Origin of the sequence: Odoribacter sp. N15.MGS-14, assembly GCF_000980245.1 — a bacterium.
Classification (GTDB): Bacteria; Bacteroidota; Bacteroidia; order Bacteroidales; family Marinifilaceae; genus Odoribacter; species Odoribacter splanchnicus.
Window position 1 is genome coordinate 28655 of record NZ_LARE01000018.1, and the last position, 26686, is coordinate 55340.

General features: G+C 45.4%; 27 protein-coding genes and 1 rRNA gene. 9 read left to right on the forward strand and 19 right to left on the reverse strand.

Features of this window, described 5'->3' with window-relative positions:
* Window positions 1-69: 69 nt before the first annotated feature.
* The 6 genes from WS34_RS05995 to WS34_RS06020 all read right to left on the reverse strand — a co-directional run bounded on the left by WS34_RS05995 (window position 70) and on the right by WS34_RS06020 (window position 6347).
* Window positions 70-918 carry a TIGR01777 family oxidoreductase gene (locus tag WS34_RS05995; protein ID WP_046403762.1) on the reverse strand — a complete coding sequence of 283 codons (849 nt, stop codon included), beginning with the start codon at window positions 916-918 and terminating at the stop codon, window positions 70-72.
* 260 nt (window positions 919-1178) lie between these two features.
* A complete protein-coding gene (locus WS34_RS06000; RefSeq protein ID WP_046403001.1) occupies window positions 1179-1967 on the reverse strand; it encodes a M48 family metallopeptidase in 789 nt (262 codons plus the stop codon).
* 60 nt (window positions 1968-2027) lie between these two features.
* Window positions 2028-2690 (reverse strand): uracil-DNA glycosylase, encoded by a 663-nt coding sequence (gene ung / locus WS34_RS06005; protein ID WP_046403738.1) that lies wholly within the window; start codon window positions 2688-2690, stop codon window positions 2028-2030.
* Between the two features lie 177 nt (window positions 2691-2867).
* A complete protein-coding gene (locus WS34_RS06010) occupies window positions 2868-5672 on the reverse strand; it encodes an FAD-binding and (Fe-S)-binding domain-containing protein (RefSeq protein ID WP_046403740.1) in 2805 nt (934 codons plus the stop codon).
* Window position 5673: 1 nt separating this feature from the next.
* Window positions 5674-6048, reverse strand: coding sequence for a hypothetical protein (locus WS34_RS06015; protein ID WP_046403742.1), 375 nt, complete (start codon window positions 6046-6048; stop codon window positions 5674-5676).
* 50 nt (window positions 6049-6098) lie between these two features.
* Window positions 6099-6347 carry a hypothetical protein gene (locus WS34_RS06020; protein WP_286693652.1) on the reverse strand — a complete coding sequence of 83 codons (249 nt, stop codon included), beginning with the start codon at window positions 6345-6347 and terminating at the stop codon, window positions 6099-6101.
* A 526-nt stretch (window positions 6348-6873) separates the two neighbouring features.
* Here WS34_RS06020 and araJ point away from each other — a divergent pair.
* Both araJ and WS34_RS06030 read left to right on the forward strand, forming a co-directional pair.
* On the forward strand, window positions 6874-8031 hold the full coding sequence (gene araJ / locus WS34_RS06025; RefSeq protein WP_046402997.1) for an MFS transporter AraJ: 1158 nt from the start codon (window positions 6874-6876) through the stop codon (window positions 8029-8031).
* Between the two features lie 17 nt (window positions 8032-8048).
* Window positions 8049-8438 (forward strand): VOC family protein, encoded by a 390-nt coding sequence (locus tag WS34_RS06030; protein WP_013611501.1) that lies wholly within the window; start codon window positions 8049-8051, stop codon window positions 8436-8438.
* On the opposite strand, the gene WS34_RS06035 is transcribed toward WS34_RS06030, so the two are convergent.
* The gene (locus WS34_RS06035) at window positions 8435-8710 is read right to left on the reverse strand and encodes a GNAT family N-acetyltransferase (RefSeq protein ID WP_013611502.1); all 276 of its coding nucleotides are present in this window, start codon (window positions 8708-8710) and stop codon (window positions 8435-8437) included. The genes WS34_RS06030 and WS34_RS06035 overlap by 4 nt on opposite strands.
* A 135-nt stretch (window positions 8711-8845) precedes the next feature.
* Between WS34_RS06035 and WS34_RS15465 the strand changes: the two genes are divergently transcribed.
* Window positions 8846-9238, forward strand: a complete 393-nt coding sequence (locus tag WS34_RS15465) for a hypothetical protein (protein WP_013611503.1) — start codon at window positions 8846-8848, stop codon at window positions 9236-9238.
* Here the strand turns inward: WS34_RS15465 and WS34_RS06045 are convergent.
* Entirely contained in the window at window positions 9228-10742 is a 1515-nt protein-coding gene (locus WS34_RS06045) for a bifunctional metallophosphatase/5'-nucleotidase (protein WP_286693653.1), read from the reverse strand. The genes WS34_RS15465 and WS34_RS06045 overlap by 11 nt on opposite strands.
* Before the next feature lie 136 nt (window positions 10743-10878).
* Between WS34_RS06045 and WS34_RS06050 the strand changes: the two genes are divergently transcribed.
* Window positions 10879-11382 (forward strand): flavin reductase family protein, encoded by a 504-nt coding sequence (locus WS34_RS06050; protein WP_022159692.1) that lies wholly within the window; start codon window positions 10879-10881, stop codon window positions 11380-11382.
* Window positions 11383-11506: 124 nt separating this feature from the next.
* Here the strand turns inward: WS34_RS06050 and crcB are convergent, their stop codons facing one another.
* The 10 genes from crcB to WS34_RS06100 all read right to left on the reverse strand — a co-directional run bounded on the left by crcB (window position 11507) and on the right by WS34_RS06100 (window position 19882).
* On the reverse strand, window positions 11507-11884 hold the full coding sequence (gene crcB / locus WS34_RS06055; protein ID WP_013611506.1) for a fluoride efflux transporter CrcB: 378 nt from the start codon (window positions 11882-11884) through the stop codon (window positions 11507-11509).
* Window positions 11885-11909: 25 nt separating this feature from the next.
* Window positions 11910-13292: an MFS transporter gene (locus WS34_RS06060; RefSeq protein WP_022159691.1), complete on the reverse strand. Its 1383-nt coding sequence runs from the start codon at window positions 13290-13292 to the stop codon at window positions 11910-11912.
* A gap of 15 nt (window positions 13293-13307) precedes the next feature.
* The gene (gene yut / locus WS34_RS06065) at window positions 13308-14282 is read right to left on the reverse strand and encodes an urea transporter (RefSeq protein WP_046403748.1); all 975 of its coding nucleotides are present in this window, start codon (window positions 14280-14282) and stop codon (window positions 13308-13310) included.
* A gap of 18 nt (window positions 14283-14300) precedes the next feature.
* Window positions 14301-15218 (reverse strand): urease accessory protein UreD, encoded by a 918-nt coding sequence (locus tag WS34_RS06070; protein ID WP_046403750.1) that lies wholly within the window; start codon window positions 15216-15218, stop codon window positions 14301-14303.
* The gene (gene ureG, locus WS34_RS06075; protein ID WP_046403752.1) at window positions 15215-15865 is read right to left on the reverse strand and encodes an urease accessory protein UreG; all 651 of its coding nucleotides are present in this window, start codon (window positions 15863-15865) and stop codon (window positions 15215-15217) included. The genes WS34_RS06070 and ureG overlap by 4 nt, the downstream gene beginning before the upstream one ends.
* A gap of 22 nt (window positions 15866-15887) precedes the next feature.
* Window positions 15888-16583 (reverse strand): urease accessory protein UreF, encoded by a 696-nt coding sequence (locus WS34_RS06080; protein ID WP_013611511.1) that lies wholly within the window; start codon window positions 16581-16583, stop codon window positions 15888-15890.
* A gap of 42 nt (window positions 16584-16625) precedes the next feature.
* Window positions 16626-17255, reverse strand: coding sequence for an urease accessory protein UreE (locus WS34_RS06085; RefSeq protein WP_013611512.1), 630 nt, complete (start codon window positions 17253-17255; stop codon window positions 16626-16628).
* A gap of 86 nt (window positions 17256-17341) precedes the next feature.
* The gene (locus WS34_RS06090; protein ID WP_013611513.1) at window positions 17342-19060 is read right to left on the reverse strand and encodes an urease subunit alpha; all 1719 of its coding nucleotides are present in this window, start codon (window positions 19058-19060) and stop codon (window positions 17342-17344) included.
* Between the two features lie 2 nt (window positions 19061-19062).
* Window positions 19063-19572: an urease subunit beta gene (locus WS34_RS15890; RefSeq protein WP_217774143.1), complete on the reverse strand. Its 510-nt coding sequence runs from the start codon at window positions 19570-19572 to the stop codon at window positions 19063-19065.
* A 7-nt stretch (window positions 19573-19579) separates the two neighbouring features.
* Complete coding sequence (locus WS34_RS06100; RefSeq protein ID WP_013611515.1) at window positions 19580-19882, reverse strand: urease subunit gamma; 303 nt, start codon at window positions 19880-19882, stop codon at window positions 19580-19582.
* A 724-nt stretch (window positions 19883-20606) separates the two neighbouring features.
* On the opposite strand from WS34_RS06100, the gene WS34_RS06110 reads away from it, so the two are divergent.
* The 5 genes from WS34_RS06110 to tsaA are packed head-to-tail and all read left to right on the forward strand — an operon-like array spanning window position 20607 to window position 26499.
* A complete protein-coding gene (locus WS34_RS06110; RefSeq protein WP_286693654.1) occupies window positions 20607-22658 on the forward strand; it encodes a TonB-dependent receptor plug domain-containing protein in 2052 nt (683 codons plus the stop codon).
* Between the two features lie 12 nt (window positions 22659-22670).
* Window positions 22671-23762 carry an ABC transporter substrate-binding protein gene (locus WS34_RS06115; protein WP_046402993.1) on the forward strand — a complete coding sequence of 364 codons (1092 nt, stop codon included), beginning with the start codon at window positions 22671-22673 and terminating at the stop codon, window positions 23760-23762.
* On the forward strand, window positions 23755-24810 hold the full coding sequence (locus tag WS34_RS06120) for a FecCD family ABC transporter permease (RefSeq protein ID WP_013611518.1): 1056 nt from the start codon (window positions 23755-23757) through the stop codon (window positions 24808-24810). The genes WS34_RS06115 and WS34_RS06120 overlap by 8 nt, the downstream gene beginning before the upstream one ends.
* 19 nt (window positions 24811-24829) lie before the next feature.
* The gene (locus tag WS34_RS06125; protein WP_013611519.1) at window positions 24830-25585 is read left to right on the forward strand and encodes an ABC transporter ATP-binding protein; all 756 of its coding nucleotides are present in this window, start codon (window positions 24830-24832) and stop codon (window positions 25583-25585) included.
* 56 nt (window positions 25586-25641) lie between these two features.
* Window positions 25642-26499, forward strand: coding sequence for a tRNA (N6-threonylcarbamoyladenosine(37)-N6)-methyltransferase TrmO (gene tsaA, locus WS34_RS06130; protein ID WP_046403770.1), 858 nt, complete (start codon window positions 25642-25644; stop codon window positions 26497-26499).
* Between the two features lie 89 nt (window positions 26500-26588).
* Here the strand turns inward: tsaA and rrf are convergent.
* Window positions 26589-26686 (reverse strand): 5S ribosomal RNA (gene rrf, locus WS34_RS06135); the annotation flags it as partial.

The following is a 26686-nucleotide window of genomic DNA, read 5'->3' on the forward strand; positions in this document are numbered from 1 at the left end:
CATTTTTATACCTGCAACAAAATTAAAAAAGAATCATCGGTCTCTCCCATTTCAACCGAGATATTTACTCTATATACGCTTAAAAAAAGCCTCTACAGTAGGTGCCTGAAACTGAAATTCCTTTTCCAGCAAACGGGTAGGTTTCACACATTGGCCCTCGGTCAGCAAAACAGCCCCCTCCCCATAAAACAATCGAAAAAAAACAGTCGGGAGTTTTACGGTTAATCGGGCATGATACCGTCGGGCCAAAGCAGCGGTAAAAGCAGCGTTAGTCGTCTGCTCCGGCGTCACAAAATTAAAAACCCCACTCCATCCGGGCTGGTCGATCACAAATCCCATTGCCCCGATCAAATCAGTTAGAGCAATCCAGGTAAAAGGTTGATTCCCGGACCCGATCACCGTTGCCAATCTACTCTGCAAAGGACGGATAAGTTGCAGAAAAGCCCCACCCTCAGGGGATAATACCACCCCAAAACGCGTAATGATCAATCTGGCCGACTTCCGGATCAGTCCAGCCTCTGCTTCCCAAGCCCTACACAATCCGGCCAAAAAACCATCGCTTTTCACATGACTATATTCATCGTAACAGCCCCGGGAAGGGTAATATCCTACCGCCGAAGCCGAAATAAAAAGCCGAACCCGGACAGTCCGGTTAATCGCATCGACCAGCATACGTGTAGGAATGATCCGGCTATCGTACAATTCCTGTTTATATGCCGTCGTCCAACGATGATTGACAGGGGCTCCTGCCAAATTAATAACGACATCCATTCCTTCCATCAACTTTGCCAAATGATCGGCATTTCCCTGACCGAACCATTTCCGTCCAAGTCCTGTCACTTCATGCCCCTGTCCCGATAAATAACGGGTTAAATGTGTACCGATAAAACCGGTCGCTCCACTAATTGCAATTTTCATCTGCTTGTTTTTCTGAGTTGAACGGAAATAACTCAGTAAAGTTTTTGAACAATCGTTATTCCGCAACTACAACCTCAAAAGAAATAAACAGACGAAAATATTTTTTATATTTTATCCATATGACCAACCTTGAAACACGCAAACCATCACAGTTCGTAACGGTATCTCCCGGAACAACAACAAAAGATCTTCGGGCACTTCATCAAACTCAATCATTTCTCACGCCACACCAGCCCCGGCCCCGCCGTTAGTCAGGGATTCTATTTATTCAGATAAGCATCCGCTTTCTCTTTCATCCGGGACGCCCGTTTGGCACTATCGGGATGACTAGAAAACATCTGCTGAAATTTAGATGCCTTTTGTCCCTCGGACAAATTATTCAACTTCTCCAGTGCATTAGCCATCCCATAAGGATCGAAACCATGTTTGATACAAAATTCAAACCCATATTCATCGGCTTCAGTTTCTTGTTTTTGTGAAAATTGAGCATTCGACAAGGCTTGGGCAATCTCCCCCAGTTGTGAATCGGTCAATTTTTCCAATACTCCTCCTGCAGCTCCTGCCGCGCTCTTTGCAGCAGCAGCCAAATAGGCATTTTTCATGGCATCCTTGCTGTCGGTATGTACGACATGACCGATTTCATGACCGATAACTGCCATCAGTTCGTCGTCATCCATCAGGTCCATCAAGGCCGAAAATACCCGAATACTCCCGTCTCCGCAAGCAAACGCATTGATATCCACCACCTCATATACCTTATAGTTCAATTTCAAACCTTCTACCTCCCCTACTTTTTTCATCAGCGAATCCAAACGTTTAGAATAAGCCGATCCGGGGTCTGAAACCGGATTTTGCTCATCCATCCATTTCACCGACTCACGGCACAAAGCAGCTACATCCTCATCCGACAAGGTAATGGCAGAAGCCACTTCCGAAGCCGCATTCAACACTTTCTTCGTATTGATCGTACGGTTTCCGATTTTTATCTGAGCCTGTCCCCAGCTCACACTTCCGGCCAACACCAGAACCACTAACATCCATTTTTTCATTTCCTTCCTATTTTTCATATTAAACCGCACAAAAATATAAAATAGTTCTTATAATCAGAATCACCACTCGATTTCTGCCAATCCTTTACTCCGGAAATAGGCATTGGCTTTACTGAAATGCTTGCATCCGAAAAAGCCCCGGTCTGCAGACAGCGGGGAAGGATGGGGAGCCGTCAGTACACAATGCCGAGTACGGTCGATAAAAGTCCCTTTTTTCTGAGCATACGCCCCCCACAACATAAACACAATATGCTCCCGTTCATCATTCAGTCGCCGGATCACGGCATCCGTAAACTCTTCCCAGCCTTTTCCCTGATGCGAACCGGCCTGATGTGCCCGTACGGTCAGAATGGCATTGATCAATAATACTCCCTGATCCGCCCAGCGCTCCAAACGTCCCGAACGGGGAATAGGCTTCCCCAGATCGTTCTGTATCTCTTTGAAAATATTTACCAACGAAGGCGGGAAAGGAACTCCGTCCATCACCGAAAAGCAAAGTCCGTAATACTGCCCCGGCTCGTGATAGGGATCCTGCCCCAGAATGACTACCTTTACCTTTTCAAAAGGACAAGTATTGTAAGCATGAAAAATCCGACTTCCCGGAGGGAAAACCGTATAACGCGCATATTCCTCTTTCACAAATCCCACTAAATGCTCAAAATAGGGTTTATCGAACTCTTCCTGTAATTGTCTCCGCCAGCTTTCTTCTATTTGTACTTTCATAGTAATTTGAAATCACAGACACCACTACATATTTCATTTATTTTTGCAAAAATAACATAATAACCACAAATAAAAAAATGAATACAGGGAATCGGATCTGCATTCCCTGATTCGGTTGAAAGATCACCTTTACAAAGAAAAAAATGCTCCATGCATATTTACACCAGGACCTCATACCTACGTTCCCTGGTCCTGAATTGTCTCATCCACCAGATAAACGATCGACTCATACGGTTGTTCGATATGGTCCTGCATCGCAATCTCACAGGTCCGTGCCAAAGAATAACAACCGTCGAACGATTCATGGCCAATTTCATCCCGTTCATCCCGGGTTGCCGAATCAGACAACTCCGGAAAAATGAAACCACGGTCACCGGAAGCCCCGCAACATCCCCAATTGTCAGGTAATATAACTTCCCGGGCACATTTACGGGCAATATCGAGCAACACCGGAGTAAGTCCCATGATCTGACAGGAACAGGTCGGATGAAGTAAAATCCGATTTTTCGGGCGAATAACTTTGATTCGGGGTAAAACAACTTCTTTGAGCCATTGTGTGATATCCATGATTTTCAATTGCTTGTATTTCTCCCGGTTTTCGGGGGTAAGTATGTCCCCACCGGTTTCAAACAACAGTGTATGTGTACACGAAGTGGTATCACAGAATATCGGAATCCGTCCTCCGCCCGACCATTTATAAAAACTTTCTATCGTACGGTTGGCGGTCAACCGCTGTCCCGCAGGATTTCCCTTATGTTCCCAAATCTGTGAACAACACAACCCATGCGCCTCTTCTGGCAGACTTACCCGAATCCCGGCTTTACCGGCCAACCGCAGTACTACTGTGATCAAATCGTCTTTATGCAAACCCGAAGCACCGAAAATACGGGTGACACAAGCCGGGAAATAAACAAAATCGGGATTCGCTTCTTCCCGGTAATGTAATTTTCGGGGCATCGGAAAATGAGACGACCAATGAGGCACCTGATGCGATATCCTGTGTAAAAAATCGGTAGCCCAAAGCAGAGGATAAGGTGAAATAACCCGTTCCGTACCTACAGCCACCTTCAACATAGCACGCAGGTCGGTTTCCACCGCTCCGAAATGTTCTGCTCCGTAGTGCAGGATATCCGACTCTGCGGGAGTTGCCTTTTTAGCCCGGATAGCATCGGTGACCACAGCCGTGCTGATCCCCATAGGACAAGGCACCTGACACATCCCATCCGCCGCACAGGTCTGTTCGCCGATATAGTCATATTCTTTTTCCAGCTCCCTGCTACCGGTCCGTTCAATAATTCGTCGGGCCTGCAATCGCTGGCGAGGTGTTAGCGTAACATAACGAGAAGGACAAACATGCTCACAAAACCCACATTCGATACATATATCGGCCTTTTTATAGTTCAACTCCCCGGCAAAAAGTGTCATCTTCTTGATCGAATGTAAATGGGCATCCGGATCTTCATTCAGGATCACTCCTTTATTCAGTATACCCTTCGGATCTGCCAGTCTTTTCAGTTCCTGCATCATAGCGTAAATTTCAGTTCCCCACTCCCGCTCGACAAAAGGAGCGACAGCACGCCCGGTACCGTGTTCACCTTTTAGCGAACCGTCGAGCGAAAGTACCAGTGTGACCATTCCTTCCATAAAGCGGGAAAAGTTATTGACCTCGGTTACAGTCTCCATCCCCGAAGTCACCAAGGGATGTACATTTCCATCGCGGGCATGTCCGAAAATAGAACCTTCATAACCATGTTTTCGGAATAACTGCTGTAATCCTCCAACCAGAGCAGCCAGTTTTCCAACCGGAGCAGCCACATCTTCGAGTACCACGGCATTACCCGGAATACGAGCCCCTGCAACACAAGGAAAAATGCCGTTACGGACCTCCCACAGCTTTTCCCGCTCGCTCACCGTATGGGTGAACTCTTCCATATCGACCATACCATCCAATTTCTTCAGCCGGGGCTGTAGACGTTTTACCATATCCTGCATTTCTTCCGGCGACTGTGCACCATAATCGATCAGCATAGCTGTCGTCCCCCGGGGTAATTCCGGACGGTTTCCCAGGCTGCTGAGGGCAGCATAATCCATCATCTCTACCGATACCGCTCCACTTTCTCCGAGGAGAGCTGCAGAAGCCGCCGCTTGCGTAGCATCCTTGAAATAAAGCATCGCCGAACTATACACAGGCATCAGCGGCAAGGTGTTCAACTCCGCCGAAACGATAAATCCCAAAGTACCCTCCCCACCGATCAGCAGATGAGCGAAAATATCCATCGGGTGTTCGAAATCGACGAAAGCATTCATGCTGTACCCGGTTACATTCTTGATCTTATATTTTTCGATAATCCGGTTACGGATTTCATCGTTCTTCAGGATTTGTTCCCGTATCCGCAACAACCCCTGACATAACCATTCTTCCTCCTGCTCAAAGCGTTGCCGATCAGCAGCAACACTACTATTGTAGCGATGGCCGTTAGCCAACATAAACTCGATAGCACTTAAGGTATGGTAGGAATTATAACGCGTTCCGGTCTGCATCCCACTACTGTTGTTCGAAAGTATTCCCCCCATCATAGCCGCTATAGCCGAAGCAGGATCCGGCCCGATTCTTGTCTGGTATTTTTTCAATATCGTATTGATCTGATGAGCGGTCAACCCCGGCTCAAACCAGATTTTCCGTCCATGATCACGTACCTCGCTTTTCTTCCAGGCCGTACGCAATTCACAGATAATCCCTTCATTAACACTCTGTCCCGACAACGAAGTCCCTCCGGTACGGAAAGTGACGTTCACCCCGGCTTCCGAAGCGATAGCCAGCAACTGTTGTACCTGCTGCGGGGTATCGGGCCGAACGATGACTTCCGGTTTGATATCGAAGTAAGAACCGTCCCGGGAATAAATCTCCCGGTAAAGATCGGAAGCGAGAATCTGGTGGGTATCGAATATTCCACCCAAGCGATGTAAAAGTTGTCTGTTCATATCATCCCCGATTTTTACGCCTATACCACATTTCCCCATAAGCAGCTACCTGTAACGACCCGCCGATCAGCCCCAACACCGAAGCCATCGAAAGCCAAGAACTAACCCCATGGAAATCAGGCAAAATTACAAAAAACAGAACAAAAAACAGCAAGACCGATGCCAGTACTCCGCTCAAACGCGTCAGAATATTGGTAAAAAAACTCAATGCTACCACCCACCAACAGATTCCGATCAAAATCACCCATACCACCGGACGTCCTACGCCCTGAGGTACCATAGCCGCATCTGCAGCAATATGTGCAAAATGCAAATACCCATAAACAACATAGGCCAAACCTAACATAATCCGGCCAAAACTTAAAACAGGTTTCATCGATATCATATTTACTATTTACCGATTAAACCCATTCTCCTCCCGATTTGTTACAGCCCATCGTAAAAAAATACTCCAAATCCATCTACTTCGATTTCAATTTTCGGACAGACAATTTTACCTCCGTTAACGCAGATACTTCTCAAAGTTACCTGACTATCCTTCACATTCAAGTGAACCAGAACTCCATCAGCGGTGAGTCGGCAATCGGCCGACCAAGAAATAACCAAATCAGCTCCAGCCGCCTCTTCCGGAAAGAAAGCCATCTTCTCCCACTCACAACTATCGCATATCGTCAATAAATCGGTTTAACATGATTATTTTCCATCCCTTTGCCGATTAGAATTCACATTTACAAAAAACATATTCACCTATCGTGTGATGAAATTATATTCCTAAACCGAAGATGTCTTTCACTTATTTAAATCCCCCCTGAGGACCAGATTTAATAATCCAATTCCACCCTACCAAACTATAAAATAAGTCGCAATATCAAGAAAAGAAGGATCTATTTTATCACTTCCGATTTTTTTAATTTTAGGTTTTGTATAAAATCACAGGGACTGCGTATATCATATTATAATCCCCTACCCCGACAAATCAAGGTTATTGGTACGTTTTAAAAGCGTCTAAACCAATCCCCTTCCCTAATCACAACCACCCCGGCAAACTTCTGAACCCCTTGCTTTCCCTGTAACTAAAAACCATACTTCTATCCACCATCCGGAGTATACCAAACACTTAGATACAACTTTATTTTTTGATATAGATCAAATTCTTCTGTAAAGAAACGTATTATTTTTGCACTCCGAAAATTTGATTACAATGAAAAAGAGTCTTATCGCTTTAGCTTTCGGCACATTAGGATTAGGGATTGCCGAATTTGTCATGATGGGCATTTTGCCCGATGTTGCCAAAGCTTTAAATATCAGTATCGCTACTGCAGGGCATCTGATATCGGCTTATGCGATCGGGGTATGTGTAGGCGCTCCGCTTCTGATCATCGCCCGCAAATATCCGTTGAAAAATATTCTATTGGTATTGGTGAGTATGATTATGCTGGGAAATATCATTGCAGCTTCTGCGCCCAACTATTGGATTTTGATGTTGGGGAGATTTATCTCAGGTTTACCCCACGGTGCTTATTTCGGTGTCGGTTCTATCGTTGCTGAAAAACTCGCCGACAAAGGAAAAGGATCGGAAGCCGTATCGATCATGATAGCCGGTATGACGGTGGCTAATTTATTCGGTGTACCCCTGGGCACTTCGCTGAGTGCAGCGATTTCCTGGAGGATGACTTTTTTATTGGTAGGCGTTTGGGGAGTGCTTATCCTCTACTATATCTGGCGCTGGGTGCCTCAGGTAGAAAAACTACCCGATACCGGTTTCAAGGGACAGTTCCGTTTTTTGAAATCACCGGCTCCCTGGTTAATCTTAGGAGCGACCATGCTCGGTAACGGAGGTGTATTTTGCTGGTATAGCTACATCAACCCCTTACTGACTCACGTGTCCGGCTTTCGTCCTGAGAGTATCACGCTATTGATGGTATTGGCCGGCTTCGGAATGGTCGTCGGCAACCTGGTCAGCGGCCGGCTTTCCGACCGTTTCACCCCGGGACGGGTAGCAGCTTTCACGCAGGGCAGTCTCTCCATTTTACTGTTACTGATCTATTTCCTCGCTTCTATCTCCTGGTTGTCGGTCATTTTAATGTGCCTCTGTACTGCCGGACTATTCGCCCTTTCGAGTCCTCAGCAAGTTTTACTCATCCGTTTCTCCCCCGGAGGAGAAATGTTAGGGGCAGCCAGCGTACAGGTCGCTTTTAATCTTGGAAACGCTATCGGAGCATATTGCGGAGGATTACCGTTACAAGCCGGTTTAAGTTACCGCTATCCGGCATTGCTCGGAACCTTCTTTGCCCTCGTCGGTTTTATACTACTGGTCCTTTTCTCCAGAAAATATGAAACTGCCCGGCAACATGTATAAAATAATTTCAACACACCATGAAAATTACACACATCGGAATCTGGACCAAACAATTAGAAGTATTGAGGAGTTTCTATACCACCTATTTTCAAGGGAAGTCCCATGCAAAGTATATAAATCCGAAAAAAGGTTTTGAATCTTACATGCTTCATTTCGAAGGAGGATGTACATTGGAAATCATGTCCCGGACAGATGTAGACCAGGTACGGAATAGTGAAGACCGGGAATTCATCGGTTTTGCCCATCTTGCCTTTTCAACGGGGAGTAAAGATCAGGTCGATCGACTGACAGAGCGTCTCCGGCAGGCAGGGTACAAGGTCATCGGTGAACCCCGCACAACCGGAGACGGTTTTTACGAAAGTGTGATTCTGGACCCGGACAACAACCGGATCGAAATCAGTGCTTAACTGATCAAATCCCGATAATTCGTATGCCTCAATAAAAAGGCTTGAGCAAAAGCACAGTTCGGGATCACACTATAATGGTGATCCCGGGCATAATCCAGTGCGTACTTCATCAAAGCCGATCCAACTCCCATACCTTCCATCGGTATCGGAACAAGGGTATGAAATATATCCATCACTCCATCCTCCAGGTCGTACTCTACAAAAGCCATCAAGCCGTTTCGGTCGTATTCGAAACGATGGCGCTTCTCATCATGCTTCACATTATATTCCATAGCTTCTCTTTTTAAATAAGTCACACTGATGATACGTTTTCTACCCTTTACTGTTACACGATATTCCGTCAAGAAACGCCGGCAACAGAAATGAAAGTTTTCCGTATAACAAAGAAAAAAGGATAAAACGAGACTATGAATCCAGGAATCGATATTGGGGAGAGAATACGGCTTGTGTTTAAAAAGACAGGGTGGTCTGTAGCTTATTTCGCTCAGCAAATTCAAAAAGACAGAACCATCGCATACAACATTTTTAAACGAAAAATCATAGATACGTCATTACTTTACGATATTTCCATGGCATTAAACACGGATTTCTTTCAATATTTTTCCGATTGCCTGGCAGAAAATAACAAACTTATCCGCATGGAAAAAGAAAAAAAATCTTCTCCTCATCCGGTAAAAAAGAAAAAAATCCTCTTAGAACTGGAAATCACGGAAGAAGAATACGGACATTTCATGAACCATATATTGAAAGCGGGACAAAATCCCGGTTCTGCCCAAGAACCTGATTCTTCTAATCGGTAAATTTGATCCGACCATCCACCCGGGGGATTATTTTTCCCTTCGTCTGAATATATTCGATCAGCACATCCGATAGAGAGCGGGAGGTATTTTCCCTCCCTGTAATATTTTCCAATCCAGCCTCATAGCCATCTTTCCCGGCCGCAACATAATCACAGGTAGCCATATAATACATTTTATCGTCTTCAATAGGCCGGCCGGCTATCGTCAATGTTCTCACCCGCCCGGAATCGTAAACCACCCGTACCTCACGGGACACCTGAGCAAAAGCTCCGTTGCCCAAAGGGATAGAGGCGATATAATCGAACAATCGCCGGACTTCACTACCGGATAAGGCTACCACCTCGAGGACGTTATCAAAAGGTAATACGGCCAAAACATCTCCTTTGGTTATTTTACCGGCAGGCAGGCTTTCCCGGATACCACCGGAATTAGTCAAAGCAAAATCGACCTTCAGATTCAACTTCCCGGCCTTCCATTTTAAAGCATCGGCTACCAGATCTCCCAAAGCCGTCTCGCCATAACGGGCCAGATTCTCTCCATCCTGAAAAAGGGAAAATTCTTCGGTAGCCTCCCCTACGACGGTTGCCAAATCCTTCTCCGCCGTTTCGACATAAGGCCGCAATTGCAGGCTCAAAACAGAATCCGGCTGAAATCCTTTTATCAATACCGGTTTCCAATAAAATCCTACAAAACGTCCTTTTTTCATTCTTATAATACCTTCACCGACGTATCTTCCACTCTGATTAGCCGTAACGATCGTCGTCTTATGGATATGCTCCGGCCGCTCGATAAAAGAATGTGAATGTCCGTCGACCAAAATATCGATACCGTCTACTTCCTGTGCCAATCGGTAAGAAGTGATAAAACCGGGTGCCGACTCGGTAAATCCGAGATGAACCAGACCGATAATCAGGTTTACCTGTTGCTTTTTCAATAACTTAACCACTTTCCGCGCCGCCATCACCTCATTTTCGAAAGTCACTTCCCCGGCATGGATACTGACATTTTCTGTATTCTTCGTAGTCAATCCAAAGATTCCTATTTTCACTCCTCCTATTTCTTTGATCAGATATTCTACTCCCAACGGAGTTCCATTCCGTTGGATATTAGACGTCACAAAAGGAAATTCGGCCCATTGCATCTGCTTCAACAAAACGTTCAGGGGTTTATCGAATTCATGATTCCCTACAGTAACAGCATCATATCCCATGTAATTGTAAGCCAAGATATCGGGCTTTGCATCCGCCCTATTCGAAATAGCTTGCCCGGTATTGATATCCCCGGCATCGACCAGGAGCACATAAGGATTCTTCTCTCTCACCATCCGGATAAAAGTAGCCCGCTCAGCCATTCCCCCCACACTATCCACAGGCAAAATGCTACCGTGACTATCATTGGTATTCAAGAGTATGATTTGATACTCCCGGTTATTTTGATAAATATACAGTCCTAAAACGGCAATGACTACCACCATAGTCATCCCCCATATCTTCAGCGCTCTCATTATTTTTACTTTAATCGGTCATTCGTCACACCAACCTTGTTCGGCAGCCAAAGATAGAATAATCTATCGAATATTTCTTTGATATTCTATTCACAATTTAATAACTTTACCCACGTGAACACAAAAACAATAAATGATGCAAGAACTAGCAATAAAAGATCTGACTGAAAATTTTTTTGAAGCGATCGGTAAAGAATGGATGTTGGTGACTTCCGGTTCAAAAGAAAAATTCAATACGATGACAGCCAGTTGGGGTGGTATCGGTTTTCTCTGGAACAAAGCAGTTGCTTTTATCTTTATCCGGCCCGAGCGTTACACTTACGAATTTATAGAAAAGAACGACATGCTGACACTTTCTTTCCTGGGTAGTGGTAACCGTTCTATATACAACATTTGTGGAAGTAAATCCGGGCGTGATACAGACAAAATCAAAGAGAGCGGACTGCTTCCCCTAACGACCCCGGATGGTAACGTGACCTTCGAACAAGCCCGTCTGACCCTCGAATGCCGCAAACTATACGGCCAATTGTTATCTCCCGAGCATTTTATCGATAAAAGTCTGCCAGACAAATGGTATGGAGCACAGGGAAATTTCCATAAAGTGTATGTCGTGGAAATCCTGAAAGTATGGGAGAAATAAGCGGTTCAATATAGCCACAGCAGGATTCGTAAAGTTTATAAAGCTTCGGTTTCGCCCAATCGTCACATACCGATAAGATCCGATACTTTACAAACTTTACGAATTTTATAAACTTCGGACTGATTCAAGCCGGTTTTACGACACTACGTCCTAACCATACTAAAACAATTCCCAATACAATACTCAATACCAGATAAGCCGAAAAATACCCCCAATGTTTATTCTGCATCAGTAAAAACATGTCGTCGGCAAAGGACGAAAACGTAGTGAAACCACCACAGAAACCGGTGATCAGAAATACATTCATATTGGCAGAAATCAGGTGAGCTTTTTCAGCCATACCGAAGAATATTCCGATGACAAAACTACCGATAATATTCACTGCAAAAGTTCCCCATGGAAAAGGAGAAGAAAAAACATAATGAGCTAATTTACCTACCAAATAACGCAGGCAAGTACCGATAAATCCTCCTGCCCCGGCAATCAACATCGCTTTAAACATAGTTTCAAATTTTATAATTTAACAATTAAACTTTCTCCGGTAAATGCTTCAATACCAAAGGTCCGACAAGCAGGGTAATCACTCCTCCCAATACGAGCACAGCAATCGCTACGATTAAAACCAGTTTACCTCCCCCGAGTTGCAGTAAGGGAGGGATAATAAAGGTAGCGATAATAGCCCCCAATTTACCTAATGCAGAGGCAATCCCCTCTCCACTCGCCCGCTCCTGTAAAGTATAAATCCGGCTCGGTAATTCGAAGGTGGAAAGATGCGGCCCGGCATTTAAAGCCAGTTCAAATAATAAGAATCCGCCTAAGGTCACTCCCAAAGGTGCCTGATAGATATACCCTAAAAGGGTGACGAATAATCCGAGAGCACAAAGAAAGAAACCGAAGGTCTGGGCATGGAGCAGGTTCAGTTTTCGGACGATAGTCAATCCGATGATAAACCCCAACATAACGAAGAAGTTGATATAAAACGTAAAACGCAAAGATTCGACCACCCTGGGGAAAGCTTTGCCGCTTTCGGGAATCAATCCTAAGGTCAGTAACAACACAGGAGTAAATATACCGATACCGTATACTCCCATGCCTTCACATCCCCACGGAATACCACTGAGAACAATCCGTTTTATATTTCCCCGGGCAAAAATATCCCGGCGGGAAGATTGGGGCCGGGTTGTCTTATCTTTTTTACTGGCCAACTCACCGATGTACACATCCTGCCCCAGAAAATGTTTGACATTCTTTTCAGCTTCCTCTACTTTCCCATGAAGAGCCAGCCATTCAGGGCTCTCCACAAACCAGAGACGAGCCAGAAAAGTGACGACAGCAAAAAATGTCAGAAATAAAAACAAATGATTCCAAATCTCCGGATCGGAAGATTCTTTCAATACATACCAAGCCACCAGGATCATCCCGATATTTCCTAAACCAGAAGTAGCCTTGGAAATTCCCAACATGGTCCGCTTCCATTTTTTAGGCATAATCTCTGAAACATACGAAGGATCTAAAGCATACGCCCCGCCTATCGCAAAACCGATCAGTAGCAAACAGACCGTCAATACCACCAGAGAATGACTGAAATAAACACCCAGCGAAGCCCCGGCAATGACCAGCGGACAAAGCCGGAAAAAGAAAAGATACCCGTATTTATCACTGAACCGCCCGAAAAACAAAGACCCCAGCATTATACCGATCAATCCGCAAGCAAAGATAAACCCCTGCAACCAGGGAGATAATCCAGGATGATGGGTCATGGCGATCAAGGGAGCGATAACACCCACCAAAATAGCCAATGCCCCACCAAAAAACTGTCCGGCAGAGGCAATCATTAAAATAAGGATATGCCCTCTACGTAAAGGCATCGTATCCATGTTATATTCCGGTAATTTTTGACTCTCTACCATAAATCTGAAATTTCTCTATCCTTGTTGTAATATCTTTTTATCCAAATTCAGATGCGGCCACAGGAACAACCAGGTTGCCACACAAAACGGACCGGTCAATGTCGGAATCCCCAACGGAGAAAAGAAAGTATCCATACCGGCCTGAATAAATACGGTAGCGAAGATTCCCAGCAAAGTCCAGATGGCGGTCCGCCAATTGACCTGATAAAAAGTCATTCCCAACGCTATAGCAGTAAGCACCGGACTAAAGCTGAACAAACCGTTGGCGATATCCCCACCGTTACATTGATACAAAATGGCAACGGCCAATGCCAGGGCAGATCCGATAGCAGCCCAAATGGCAGCCCAATAGTTACTGATCGCCAATCCGATCAAAAACAACAATCCGGTCACCCAGGATTTGATCAGAAAAACCTGCCCGATTCCAGTCAGCCAATAGATCACCAAGTCTTTAAAACCGGTATCGAATGCCGAAGAAAAATTACCGGGCAATTCGGGAGCACCTAATCCGGAATCGGGCAGTCCGTGCATAATCCGCGCAGCCATCAGTACGAACCAGGTGGTCAACACAAAAGGAAAAGTAAACGAACTCACTTTATAAGGAGCCAATAAATGGTTCAATCCGACCATGACCCAGGTTGTCATAGAGGAAAAGATAACAATGGCCAACCACATTAAGGGTACATTCCCTAAAAATGTCGGTAAGGCACATCCGACCAAAACCCCGTTGAATCCCCAAAGTCCGGCAGTTCCTTTCTCTGCGGGATACCTCAGGAGATATCCGGTACTCGTGGACATAAATACACCGGCCAAAGCCCCCCAAGCCACTGCCGGATTACCCGTTACATAAGAGCCGTAGAAAATCCCGGCTAAAAAGAATAATCCGGTCCAGGCATTATCCTGGAACATCACCTGTCCTGTTCCTTTACACAGGATTTTCCAAAAACCAAAAGAAAATACTCTTGGCAAAGTTGCTGCTTGTGTTTCCATAATTTTTGTTTTTCATTTTTATCTCCAGGCAAACTCTTCAGGTAAAGGTTTACCCTTGACTTGCATTCGTACAGTTGAACAAAATTGCCGGACAACTTTCTTCACCGGAGAGGTTTCTTTCCCCAACACTTTGAATATCAACCCACAGTCATTCGGCAGATGACTTATTCCGACTGCAATATCTTCCTGACGGTCGATATAAGCTTTTGTCTGCTCATAAATCCGGGAAGTTTCCTGAGGAGGAGTCAATACAACGACATTGGCAAAAACATCATAATCATGCATCGTTCCGATAGCCCATACAGGATTCAGGAAAGGCTCGGCAACCAATTTCTCACGGAACAGAAGCGTACCGTCGGGTCGGTGGGCCCGTGTACAAACCGACAGCAAGTCGTATTCGAACAATTCCCCTTCTCCGTAATATTTCCTTCCTCCCATATAGATCTCCGAATAGAATAAAGTCGCAGTCGGATCGATTTCGATATCCGTATCAGTAATATAACGACTGTGACGGCAAGGGATAGTCGCTTCGGGCATATATTCAAGATAGGCATTCTCTTCCAATACAAAGCACTGTTTCAGTCCTGAAAAATTATATACCATCTCGGCAATTTTCGTTGCTGCACCGGTAGATATACAGGCATAAGCATCCTTACGGACGGTAAAACGGTTTTCATAGCGGTCCCCATCCACATTCGGCCCTCCTGACGACAGAATATAAACACAGGGCATTTCAGGCATCCCCTCGTCAAAGTACAATTCTTGCTGTACAATGAGCGGAGCCCGCCTGTCCCAATGCCGCATAATCGACTTCTTGTCTTTATCCAACTCGAATACCAGATCCAGCGAACCGAATTTTCCCGGTGCACCTAAACGCATCGCCTTCGTCGGTTCGAGATAAGGCTTCAATTCTCTACATGTCGTATAATCGTTCATACTTTCATCTCTTCAACCTCTTTTTCCGAAACACGGTCGAACAAGGCCATATCCCGGATCAGAGTAACCAACTCTTTAATACCTTCACCGGTCATACAATTGGTGAACACAAAAGGCTTTCCCGGACGCATCAATTCAGAATCACGGCGCATTACTTCCAGATCGGCATGTACATAAGGAGCCAGATCGGTTTTATTAATGACCAGTATATCCGAATAGGAAATTCCGGGACCGTCTTTACGCGGGATTTTATCACCGGCAGCCACATCGATCACATAAATAAAAAAGTCCACCAGCGCAGGACTGAAAGTCAAAGTCAGGTTATCTCCTCCCGATTCGATCAATACGACGTCGCTATCGGGAAATTTAGTTTCCATTTCCTCGACAGCGGCAATATTCATCGAAGGGTCTTCCCGTACGGCCGTATGGGGACAAGCACCGGTCTCAACACCGATAATCCGTTCTTCTGCCAGATAACCTTTCAACATTTTACGGACATGTTTGGCATCTTCGGTGGTCACGATATCGTTGGTAATAATCAAAACCTGTAAACCCAATTTCAAAAAATAAGGAGTAATGGCTTCGATCAAAGCTGTTTTCCCGGAACCAACCGGTCCGCCGATGCCAATTCTGCATGTATTGCTCATAATAATTTCAATTTTTTAGATTTTAATTCATAAACATCCTCATCTTCCCTTTTTCATGTAGCGAAGCGATGACGTCCATTTCGGGGGCAAAAGCCTGCATATCTTCAAAGTTCAGTTCACGCACGATTTTATAATTTTCTGCCGCCTCCGTACAAAGCCGGTAAAGGATAGCCTGGGTCTCATAGTGGGAAACTTTGACACACCGTAAAGCCGCATTGAGAATCATATTGATCGCTCCATACTCGATAGCCACGAACAGATCTTTCTCTGTAGAACCATTTTGCTGAAAATAAATCGCTTGTGCTACAGGATAGGTTCCCGGTGTTCGTTCTGCCCGAATATCTTCCAACCAACGGCTCATCCAGGGACTATCGGTAATCTGAGTACAAATTTCGGCCATTTTTTTCCCCATACGGATCAACATCAGCCGGGCTTCCGCATTCATTTTACAAAGGATGATTTGCCGGTCAGCCTCCAGAATCGTCTTATAGTTTCCGCCGGCAGCAGCCCGAAAAGCGATCAGGGCCGCTATAGCATCACTGTAAATGGTCTGACGGAGAGCCGTACGGGTATATTGTTCAAGCGTTTGAGCATCGTATACGATCCCTTCGAATGCAGCCGTTTCCAGCCCATTAGAAAAAGAAAACGTTCCCACCGGAAAAGCAGAATCCGAAAATTCAAGTAAACGCATCAATCGGGTAATCTCATCAATCATCATGTTATATTTTCAGGGTTAAGATTTCGGTAGTTTGTATAGTAATCATGAATGTACCTCCCCGTATTCATGCCGGTGGGAATGTTCGTGATCGTGTGTATGATCGTACCCGTGTACGGCATCGTGATGATGGGTGATCTCCTGCGAACTTCCCCCGAACAGTTGCCTGATTTCATGTGGTGCCAGAAAAGGGATCACTTCCAACCCGGTCTGAAATTCATAGGTAATATCTTCAAAATGATGGGTATCCATTACACTGGTCATCACCTTCTTGTCTACAGTCAAAGGGATATATAATTTTGTACCCTTCACGATAGCCGGCCAATGTTGGTTACCAACGGCATGCCCAAGTTCGACACAACGACGAATAATCTCTTCAGGTGTTTTCGCTGCAATCTTTTTCAATTCGACGACCAATACCGGTTTCAATGCGATACGTATCACGATGGCCACTTTCCGCTCCGGGTCATATTCGAGTATATCCCCATTTTCGATCTGACTGTGACGCTTCAAAGCGACGGCATATTCCTGTCCGTCCGAACCTTTAGCAATGAAGCGACTTTTCTGAGCCGTCCATTGATCCAGCTCCAGGTATTCGATTTTTGTGTTTTTCAATTTCTCCGCCCATTGCGGGTCAGTTGTCATATTTCCTATGACTTCAGAAAATATTTTCATAAAAAGAATTTTATAGAGGAAGTGCAATCGAAAGGTTACAAAGGCACTTCCTCATCGGTGAATAAATTGTTCGATAAACCTTCGGATCAACTAAACCAATAGAGTTGTGCCAAAGAGAACTTCTGTGCCGGTTTAACATAAGCCTGCCGGCCATCGATAAACACTTCAAAAGTCTCGGGATTGACATCGATCTTAGGCATATTTCCGTTGAGTACCATATGTGGTTTACCGATCTGACGGCAACCGTGTACCGGATAAACGATCCGTTGCAACCCGTATTTCTCTTTAATACCGGCATCATGAGAAGCCCGGGATACAAAAGAAATACAGCTCTTCGGCATAGCCGAACCGAAGCTGCCGTACATCGGCCGGTAGTATACAGGCTGTGGTGTCGGCAAAGAAGCATTCGGGTCACCCATATTCGCCCAGTTGATCATTCCCCCTTTGATGACTAATTTAGGTTTAGTACCGAAAAATGCCGGTTCCCACAATACGAGGTCGGCCATTTTGCCTTTCTCGACAGACCCTAACACTTCCGAGAAACCATAAGTCAAAGCCGGGTTAATCGTCAATTTTGCCAAATAGCGTAATACCCTGAAGTTATCGTTATCAGCAGAATCCTCTGCCAACTTTCCCCTCACCTGTTTCATATAACTTGCCATCTGGAAAGCACGTAAAAAGTTTTCACCTACACGTCCCATAGCCTGAGAGTCGGAAGAAATCATCGAGATAACCCCCAGATCGTGCAGTATATTTTCAGCAGCCTGAGTTTCGGGACGTACCCGGCTTTCTGCAAAAGCAACGTCGGACGGAATTTTCGGATTCAGGTTGTGACATACCATAATCATATCGAACAACTCAGCCTGGGAATTGATACCGAACGGCAGCGTAGGATTGGTAGAAGACGGAAGTACATTCGCCAGAGAAGCCACCTTCAACAAGTCGGGAGCGTGTCCGCCACCGGCACCTTCAGTATGATAAGTATGAATCGTACGTCCATCGATAGCAGCGATCGTATCTTCCACATATCCGCCTTCGTTCAACGTATCGGTGTGAATAGCCACCTGAACGTCGAATTCATCCGCTACAGCCATCGTAGCCCGAATAGCAGCAGGAGTACTTCCCCAGTCTTCATGAATTTTAAAACCACAAGCACCGGCTAACATTTGTTCAACCAACGGACGACGAACAGAACAGTTACCTTTGCCCAGAAAACCGTAGTTTACAGGCAGGCCATCGATGGATTGTAACATCCGTTTCATATTCCAGGTACCGGAAGTAATAGTCGTACCGTTGGTACCGTCGGTCGGTCCGACACCACCACCGACAAGCGTAGTGACTCCATTACTCAGGCAATGGTAGGCTTGCTGCGGTGCGATCATGTGTACGTGACCGTCGATAGCTGCAGCTGTCAGAATCAGATGTTCTCCCGAAATGGCATCGGTAGCAGCTCCTGTTACCAATTCAGGGGTAACTCCCCGCATGATATTCGGATTGCCGGCTTTACCGATTCCGGCAATTTTACCGTCTTTTACTCCGACATCCGCTTTGATCACCCCCAATATCGGGTCGATAATCGTTACATTAGTAATGACTAAATCCAACGTACCCCCTTCTGAAGTCGTAGTATTTGCCAAGCCCATACCATCCCGTAAGGTTTTACCACCTCCATAGACTACCTCATCGCCATATACACAAAGGTCTTTTGTAATTTCAACATACAGATCGGTATCTCCTAAACGGATTTTATCACCTACGGTAGGGCCGTAAAGGTCGTTATATTGTTGTCTTGATATTGTTGCCATAATTACTTTGTTTTTTGATTCTTTTTCTGGAGGTCAGCTTCTGCACTGGCTTCATCTATGATTTTAAAACCCAAATTTTTTGCATTCCCGATGGCCTGAATCCGTTTCGGATAATAAGTCGGAGCATCTTCATCTCCGGTAAATCCTTGTACCAACCCATTGAATCCCATAACATACTGTTTACCGGAATAAGCGACGACTTCAACCTCTTTTTCATCACCCGGTTCAAAACGTATAGCTGTTGTTGCCGGAATATTCAGGTGACAACCGAAAGCTTTTGCCCGGTCGAATTCGAGATACCGGTTCACTTCGAAGAAATGGAAATGCGAACCGACCTGAATCGGACGATCACCCGTATTGTGGACAACAATCTTTGCTGTATACCGACCTTCGTTGTATTCGATCGGCTCTGCACTCAAAATCTCTCCTCCGACTCCCACATATTGTTTCGGAGTAAAACCCGGTACAATGGGTGCTTGTTTCGGAGTACCTGCCTTATTCATATCTGCCATAATCTTACTATTTAATCGGTTGATGAATACTTACCAGACGGCTACCATCGGTAAAAACCGCCTCTACCTGAATCAAAGAGATCATGTCGGCCACTCCCTCCATCACATCATTTTTGGTCAATACTTTTGTGGAATCGGTCATCACCTGTTCCAGGGTTTTTCCTTCGCGAGCTCCTTCCAAAGCTGCCGAACTGATGTAGGCTACAGCTTCCGGATAATTCAGCTTCAACCCTTTTTCCTTACGCCGTGCGGCAATTGCACCTAATGACAATAACATCAGCTTGTCAATTTCTTTCGGTGTTAAATGCATAGTTTTCCGTTTTTAAATGTTAAATAATATTTTTTAATACAGAAGGAGTATCTTTTTTCCTTCCGGCCTTAACACGAGAACTACGCTGGAATTTTAAAGTTGTTTCAAAAAGGGAAATGTTATTCCGGTATTTAGACTACCTTAACCTTAGAGAGCATATGTCGCAAATACATATAGCATTCATTTTCATGTATATACATTCACATCTATCCATTCATAATCCGATAAATATTAAATTACTTTAATTTCCGGGGGAATAAAACCAAACCTTTCCCGGGTGCGTATGAGTTTAAGTAATCTAAACAAAACACGATGAATTCAAAAAGATCAGGGGCTGTCCGGTTACCCCTAAAGGAACCCGTAATCCTAAAATCCGAACACGATCCTTTCCTGTATGGCAACATTGCCAAGAGAGACGTGATAGAAACTATCAGCAGGAAAGCCATATCGTCTCTCAGTAAAGAAATTTCAGAAAATTATAAACCAGGATTACCAGGTATCACTTTTAAGCTACAGGCCCTCAATCTGCCAGCGCCCTTATTCCCTGGAAGAAGTTATCATTACGGGGTTCCGAACGTAATCCCCCTCTCATACAAAACCCGGGAAGTATCAGCGTCATCTTCCCGCCAGTGACCGATTACAGAACCGACACTCGTTTTTATACTAAAACCGGTCGGTTATTCACTCACGTTTCAATTTTTCTGAAATTTCAATGTATTTTCTTATGACAACTCTAAAACTAATTATACTCTTATGCTGTAGCTCAACGGTAGCGATAAGTTATGGCCAGACTTCAAAAGTAGATACGACTTTACGCCTGGAAGAAGTCGTCGTTACGGGCTCGGGAACCGAACGTCCGATCAGTCAGAGCCCCGGCAGTATCCATGTCGTCACCCCTTTGCTCCTGCGTAACAGTCCGGCCCAAAGTGTCGACGACATTCTTTCGATGCTCTCAGGAGTGAACACAACACGTAGTGACGGGATCAGCAATATGCACACCAACGTCAGTATCCGGGGATTGGCCGGAGATGAACAAGGCCGCACGCTCGTCCTCTTCGACGGCATTCCCATCAATACTTCGGACGAAGGCTCGGTAAACTGGAATAGTATTCATATAGACAATGTGCAGCGTATCGAAGTATTCAAAGGTCCGGGATCCTCCTTATACGGCAATAGCGCTATGGGCGGAGTCATCAATATCATCAGCAAAAGACCGGTTTCGCCCTTCTCGCTCAACGCCTCGGGTTCCTACGGGAGCCTGAATACCTGGAAAACCGATCTGGGCCTATCCAGCCGGATAAACGACAAGTTCGCCATTTTTTTATCCGGTTATTACAACAAAAGCGACGGCTTCAACAACATCCCGGATAGCCTCCGCACAGAACCCGACTATAGTGTCGCCCGCTTTATGAAAGAAGGGGGATTATATGCTAAGGTCCTCTACAATCCGACAGCCCTATTCAATGTCGATTTAGCCTATGACCTGTACAGAGACAAACGGGGCGAAGGAGAAAAAATCCAAGCTCCCGACGGCGAGTACCGCCATTTCAATCACAACCGGGTCCAAAGTCGTTTTTACGGGGAAAAAGGAAAATTTTCTTACCAGGCAGCACTTTATTTTCAACGCCAGGATTATTTCAAATTGGACGAACGGATAAAAGGCGGAGATTATCAGCGTTTCGATGTAAAATCTCACCGGGACGACTGGGGAGCGATCATGCACCTGCGACTCGAAGGACGTCACAATGCTTTTGCACTCGGCGGAGAATTTAAGAATGGAAGCATCGACGGAGGAGACCATTACGTCACTTCGACCGATGAAGTACTCAACAAAGGCTCCATCCGTATCCTCTCTGTATTCGCCCAGGATGAACTCAGTCTTTTCAACAAAAAAATCTGGTTACAGGTTGCTTTACGTTACGACAATGCTTATTTTCATAAAGGATGGTTCGAGGCTAACGGAGAAAATGTCTCCGATTTCAACACTTACAACGGAAAGCTAAAAAATAACCGTTGGGAACATCTCTCCCCCCGGGTAGCTCTGCGCTATAACCCCACCCGAGCCATATCTGCCTATATTTCTTATTCTCAAGGTTTCCGGGCATCTATTCTGGACGACCTTTGCCGTTCAGGATGGATGTGGGTAGGACCTAAGATCGCCAATCCGGAATTGGGACCGGAACAGATCGATAATTATGAGATCGGCGGTACGTTCCGGCTCACCAAAAACTTGTCTTTCTCCCCTTCTCTCTACTATGCTAAAGGAAAAGACTTTCTGTATTATGTAACTACAGGAGAAAAAATGTGGGGAAAAAGAGATATATTCCAACGGCAGAATGTTTCTAAAGTCGATGTAAAAGGCATTGAAGCCGACCTGAATTATATCCCGTTCAATGGTTTGAAAATCAACCTCAACTATTCGTATAATAACCCGAAAGTCAAAGACTTTAAAGAAAAACCGGAACTGAATAATAAAATACTGACCTATGCTCCTAAAAACCAGATAAAGGGATATGTGCTGTGGACCGGCGGGATTGCAGATGTCATGTTCCGGGGACGATATAAATCCAAACAATATACCACCGAAGATAATTCGGCAGCCATCGATGGCTTTACGATTTGGGATGCACAGGTATCCAAATGGTTTTTCGACCACCGGCTTTATGTCGGTGGGGAAATCATCAATATGTTCGACAACAGACACATGAACACCAAAGATTATATGTCCGCCGGTCGTTTAATGAATATCAAAGTGGCTGTTAACATCAACCGATAAAAATCACGATATATGAAATGGTTGCACTATTTATTTATTGTCAGTCTTCTCCTGTTTTCGTGTAAGGGGCAGAACGTTAAAAACAAGCGTCCTACCCGGCTTTTAACCGATGCATTACAAAGGGAAGTGGCGCTGCCCGATACGATCCGTCAACTGGTCTGTATCCGGTCTTCCGCGATCCGGTTGGTTACTTATGCGGGAGGAGCCCCGTTGATTTGCGGAGTGGAAGAACAGGAAACACGTCCCAATGAATTTACTCATATTTTCGCCCATCCCGATCTGGCCAGGCTACCGATCATCGGTCCGGGTATGGGGGGAGATCCAGAACTCATTATGGCAGCCGGACCGGATGTGATATTTATGACTTCGACCACTGCCGGAGAGGCGGATGCTCTGCAGAAACAGACGGGAATTCCCGTATTTACCATTGAATACGGTGATCTGGGTAGAAACCGTCCGACATTTTACAATTCACTTCAACTGATCGGCCAGGTCCTGCATACCGAAGACAAGGTCGATTCGCTGATCGGTTTTATCGATGAGCAGATTGCAGATCTTCAAGCCCGAACCGCCGGTACAGATAAATCTGCCAAAGTCTATGTCGGCGGCATTTCCTATAAAGGACAAAAGGGTATCACTTCTACAGATCCTTATTATGCTGCCCTGGATTATCTGGAAGCCGACAATGTGGCTTCTGAACTCGATTCGACCTACGTATCCCCGATAACAGGGACCTATATCGACTGGGAACAACTGATCGACTGGAATCCCGATGTGATCTTTATCGATGTCGGCGGTTGGCCATTGGTACAGGAAGATTTTAAAACCCGTCAGGGACTCAACCGCCTGCTTAAAGCCTATGAAAACAAACAGATTTATACCCTTTGGCCCTATAACAACCATCATTCCAATTTCGACGTCATGCTAGTCAATGCCTGGTATGCCGGTAAAGTACTTTTCCCGGAACACTTCGGGGAAATAACGATGCGCGGCAAAACCGACGAAATTATGACGATGTTCGTCGGAGCTCCGATTGCAGATTCTTTGATCCAACATTGGGGTCCCTACCAAAATATTTTCGACGGAAAAGAAAATCATGAGTAACGAAGTTTTAACACAATATAAAAGGTACCGGGCCAGAAACCGCCGCTTTATCTCTGCGATGGTTTTATTATTGGCCGTTACCGGTATCGTCTCCCTGATCATCGGTTCACACCGAATCGGTTGGCAGGAGCTATGGGCGATCGTACAAAACGAAGGCACGGAAATGAACCGGCAGATCTTGTTAAATATCCGGTTACCACGTATGCTGGCAGCCGTAATTACCGGGATTATCCTATCGCTATCAGGAGCGATCATGCAAATTTTGTTACGCAATCCCCTGGCCTCCCCCTATACGCTGGGGATATCCAATGCAGCAGCCTTCGGAGCCTCGTTCGGGATTGTATTTCTGGGAGCCGGAGCCGGCATTACCCGGTCTTCAGACCTCTTTATGATCACCAATCCATATGTCATTACCCTTTCAGCCTTCTTAGGCAGTCTGTTGGGATTGGCTATCATTCTGATCATCATCAGGGGCAAACAGGCCTCGGTCGAAACGATCATCCTTTCGGGAGTGATCATTAACTCCCTGTTCGGTGCCGGCATTGCGGTCATGCAATACGTAGCGAACAACGTACAGTTGGCTTCGATCGTTTTCTGGAACTTCGGCGATCTGGGACGTAGTGACTGGTCGAAATTACTCTTTTTAATCGTCGCACTGATTCCGGCCCTGATCTACTTCTATCTGAAACGCTGGGACTATAAGGTGCTTTGTTCAGGCGACGATTATGCACAGAGTATGGGTGTCTATCCGCAACATACCCGGATGACCGGGATGGTCGTCACCTCGCTGATCACTGCCGTAGCTGTGTCTTTTTTCGGAGTGATCGCCTTTGTCGGACTCGTCGTTCCCCACATCGTCAGGAAATGCATCGGAGATAACGAAGAATTTTTAATTCCCGGTTCTGCAATCTTCGGAGGAATGTTTCTGTTACTGTGTGACACGGTCGCCCGCACGATCCTCTCCCCGATCATTCTACCGGTCGGTATACTGACCTCATTTTTAGGGGTCCCTTTGTTTTTATTCCTCCTGACCCGGAAAAAAAGATAACTCAGTAAAATCTAAAGATATGATACAAATTAAAGTCAAAGACCTATCGTTCAGTTACAGTGGCTTCCGGGCATTACAGGATATCTCCTTCGAGGCAGGAGCAGGTGATATGCTGGCGATCATCGGACAAAACGGCTCGGGGAAAAGTACTCTCCTGAAATGTATCAGCCGGATATTGAAAATCAATACAGGCCATATCGAAATCGGGAATATTTCCCTCTCAGCCCTTTCTGCGTCGAAACTCTCCAGGATAGTCGCCTATATTCCCCAATCAACAGACTCGATCAGCGGGATCAATGTGTTCGATACGGTACTATTGGGACGTAAGCCGTATATTCACAGCAGACCGGCTCCGGAAGATATGGAATTGGTCAGCCGGCTACTCACCCGTCTCGAACTGGATGAAGTCGCTATGCGTAATCTGAACACCCTGAGTGGCGGACAACAACAAAGAGTATTCATTGCCAGAGCTTTAGCCCAACAGCCCTCCATCCTGCTATTGGACGAACCTATCGCCAACCTGGATATCAATCATCAGATGAAAGTGATGAAACTATTGCGGCAACTGACCCAAGAAGGTATCCTGGTTATTATTACCATCCACGATATCAATATGGCTGCCCGCTTTTGCAATAAGGCACTTATGCTGAAACAGGGCCGGATCTTCGCCTCCGGTATGCAATCCGTCTATACTCCGGAAAATATAGAAAACCTTTACGACATCCAGGTCGATATCCTCCGTCATAACGATTGTATCTGTATAATACCTCAATAAAATAAAAAATAATGAATTTTTTACATTTTACCACGAATCTTTTACCTATTGTGACTATGATTGTTCTAGAACCTATCGGTTTCGTACATAATACATGTACCACCAGCCAAGCACCTGAGTTTATAAAAAAAGAAATTTCAGAAATCGAGATTCTTCCCGAATATTCGGAAGGTTTACAGGATATAGAACAAGCTGAATACCTCGATCTTGTATTTTCTTTTCATCATGAAAAGCGTACCGAACTGGTCACCCGCATCCGTTCCGGTGAAATGAAAGGTGTATTTGCTTCCCGTTCCCCCAAACGCCCGAACCATCTGGGAATAACTACCGTAAAACTGATTCGGCGGGAAGGTAGCAAATTGTATGTCGAAGGAGCCGATGCTTTAGACGGTTCTCCGGTGATCGATATTAAATATTGCGATACCTCTGTCTTCGACCAAAAACATGTTCACCAAACCATTCAGGCAGATTCGCCCCGCATCGACATTGTCCGAAATATCATGCAGAATGAAACCGATGAGTTATTATTAAAAGCTGCACAATTCCATGGACATATCTGTCCCGGCTTAGCTTTAGGAGTTTTGGGGGCAACTCAGGTAATGCAACAATTATACAATCAGCAGGAAGATCCCCAAGCGTATACTTTAACGGCAGAAATGCAAAATTGTCCGATCGACGGAGCGATGTTTATCACCGGTTGCACACCGGGTACACACCGTTACCAGCAAGGCGATCCGGAAAACATGTGTTTTTACTTAAAAAATAAAGCCGGAAAAGGCTGGAAAGTCAGTTTCGATCCCAACAACCGGGAATATATGAACCGCCATCTCCCCGCCGACTTGTCAACTTCTGCGAAAGGTTTCGCCACCCTTAAACTCGATCCTCACCAACTGTTCACCATCGAAACACTATAGTTCACGGGGGAGGGAAGCGATTGATCGCCAAAGACCCGCCCCTGGATGTCCGAAAAAAAAGCGAGTCACTTTCGTAACTCGCTTTCACAATTCGGCGCCAACCTACTCTCCCACCATAAGGCAGTACCATCGGCACTCAGGGGCTTAACTTCTCTGTTCGGAATGGAAAGAGGTGGATCCCCCCGGT